General features: G+C 33.9%; 2 pseudogenes. Both read right to left on the minus strand.

Annotation, left to right across the window (positions count from 1 at the left end):
• Positions 1-268: 268 nt before the first annotated feature.
• Positions 269-975, minus strand: a pseudogene (locus AB3X49_RS21250) (IS6 family transposase).
• Between the two features lie 418 nt (positions 976-1,393).
• Positions 1,394-2,225: pseudogene (locus AB3X49_RS21255) on the minus strand (IS3 family transposase); the annotation flags it as partial.
• Between the last annotated feature and the right edge of the window lie 258 nt (positions 2,226-2,483).

Here is a 2,483-nt window from a genome sequence, read left to right on the forward strand (position 1 = left end):
TCGTTAATAGTTAGTATTCCCCCTAAAAATATCGACGCCAATCAATTGTTATTACTCCGCTATTTAAAACGCTCGCAATCATAACTCGATGTAAGTGATCTGCATGTAGAACGTGACATTTTTTGCACAGTGTACGTGAATTTTGAATATGATTACTGCTCTGTAAACAGCTAACCTTTCAAAATGAAGTTATACTTTAAACTTCAATTCTGGTACAAAGATAATAGAATATAGCAAGAAAAAGAGCAATTCCTAATGGAATCCATTCTTATGCTAATAGGCCAAATAGATGATGGATTAGCTTTATCAGCTTTTGGACAGACTTCGCTCCTTGAGAAAGTTGTCCTTTTTTGATCATATACATAGCTTCTATTCCGGCTATCATTTTTCTAACTGTTTTGTACGATTTTAATCCCAGTATATTTCGGATGCTTTTTTTGATAAACCAATGGTCCGGTTCAATAATGTTGTTTAAATGTTTTTTCGCGCGAAGTGGAATATCGTGTGGTAGGCGCCTTTCTTCTTTTAATTTCTGTATCGCAATTGGACAAGCTTTATCTCCATCATCCGTAATTGCACGAGGAGGAGTTGCGTGATAAGAAACCAAGGCTTTCTTTAGAAAATGCTTGGCAGCTTTTGCATTTCATCTCTGACTTAAATAAAAATCAATTGTGTTTTCTTTGGAATCTACCACACGATATAAATACATTTTCTTTCCTTTGATTTTTAGATACGTTTCATCCACTCGCCAAAAATTATTTGTGAGCTCCAAGTGTTTTCGAAGACGCTTCTTTAATTCTGGTCCATACTGATGAACCCAACGTATAATCGTTGTATGGACTAAGGATACTCCTCTTTTTTCCATCATTTCCACCAAATCACGAAAGCTGAGGTGGTACCGCAGGTACCAACGTATCGTTAACAAAATAATATCTGTTGATAATGTGTCCACTTAAACATATTGTCTTTTTCCATACTAATCACACACCTCTTTTAAATTGTAGTACCAGTATGACCAAGTTTGGAAGAGTGTTTTTAAATACTTAAAAATTTTTGCACCAGAATCATTTTTTATGAAACCATGGTCTTGCTCTACGATGTTATTTAGATATTTTATCTACCTGATTTAAATGCCTAACGGCAGTGAATATTTTAAGTGGTGTAGAAGCGATGCATATTATTTAAAAAAGAGCAGATTGAATTAACAGCATAAAAAGGCTTCCGGTAGGTGTTTTGAAATGAGTCTTGAAAACGGGACACGTATGAAAACACCTAAACCATGTGTTCTCTAAATTCTTTAGGGGATAGGTAGTTGATTTTTTAAAATTCGCACACAATTGTAGAAATCTTCACTTTTTGAATGACCAAAGGAACTTGAAATTCCTTCGTAATATATATTTCCTTGATCCGAGTGAAGGCTGACATCTTTTACTTTTCTTCCTCTTATTGCTTGTTTTAATGTCCTCATCGCTAATGTTAGTATTTGTGATCCACTGATGGAATAACTAATAATTTCACAATTAAAGGCATCCATACTCGTTGATAAATACAACGGACGCTCTCCAAATAATAGATACGTCACATCCGTAAAGCATTTTTCATTTGGTGCTGAAGCTTAGAATTCACGTTCTAATCAATGCAAGGCTACCACTGGTTCAGCATTGATATATTTCTTTTTCTTTCGACGCACTTTTGAGAGTATGTGATATTGTTTCATGATTCGTAATACTTTTTTATGGTGTGACACACAGTCCCATTTTTCGAAGAGTACCTGTCACTCTTCGTTATCCATATCGTAATTTATATCTAAGACAGATGTACTTAATTTTCTCTTCTATCTCATCTCTAAAACGTTCCGTCCGCTGTAACCAGCGATAAAATATGGAACGAGGGAATTCTAATATGTTACACAATTCTTTTACCGTTATTTTATTTTTAATTCTCTCCATAAAGTAACTACGATTTCTAGTTTCAGATTCTTTCGATTTCCAGATATTTTCCCCATACGAGTAATTTTGTTTTTTATGTTTATTTTCTAACCTTAGTTGTTTCAATTCACTTACCTCTTTTGATACTTTTCAATAAGTATGTTGTTTTCCTACAGTTTGTTGAAAACGATACGTTTGACCGATATGATACTATTTCATCCATGTCTTAATTTAGGAAACACTGTTAATTCTGAGTCTCTCCATAATCGCGCGATTTGAATAACTATCTATTTTTATGTATCACTATTCGGGTTTACGTCAAGGAACCCTCGTTTTTTGTTTAATTTATCATTTATTTTCACCAGAACCTTAGTATGTTTATTTTTGTGGGAAATGAATGAGTATTCTAACAACATTTATTGCAGCATTTTGGAAAAATTAGTTATTAAGGGCGTTAAGGAAAGGTACGGGGTGAGCGATAGGATTCAGTGAAGTTATTAACGTTTGAGTAATTACATAAGCCCAGTCATATCATCTCTGCAAAGATGATATGAC

The organism is Bacillus sp. C30 (assembly GCF_040838255.1).
GTDB classification, from domain to species: domain Bacteria; phylum Bacillota; class Bacilli; order Bacillales; family Bacillaceae_G; genus Bacillus_A; species Bacillus_A mycoides.